This is a genomic window from Paenibacillus agri (genome assembly GCF_013359945.1).
GTDB classification, from domain to species: Bacteria; Bacillota; Bacilli; order Paenibacillales; family Paenibacillaceae; genus Paenibacillus_AQ; species Paenibacillus_AQ agri.
The window spans coordinates 1-243 of the sequence record NZ_JABWCS010000056.1 but is presented as its reverse complement, the minus strand read 5'-3'; the positions used below and the strand labels follow the sequence as shown (position 1 = coordinate 243).

The 243-nt window shown below is 46.1% G+C and carries 1 pseudogene; it reads left to right on the top strand.

Annotated elements, in window-relative coordinates:
* Positions 1-243: pseudogene (locus HPT30_RS31265) on the top strand (transposase); the annotation flags it as partial.

Here is a 243-nt window from a genome sequence, read left to right as displayed (position 1 = left end):
TTTTGTTGCACAGATTTTTCCTTGGAGACGGAAACCATTGCATCGTACGACGCCAAACGTTGGCCTATTGAGATTTTCTTTCGCCAATCCAAAAATAATTTGGGATTTGGCACGTACCAGGTTCGCTCGGCTAAAGCTTTTATCCGGTTGTGGATCCTTTTGGCTTGGACTTATCTGTTTGCACAATGGGCCTGGAATCTCCCTGCCCTTTTGGAGATGGATTACGTCGCGTACGTAAGCAAG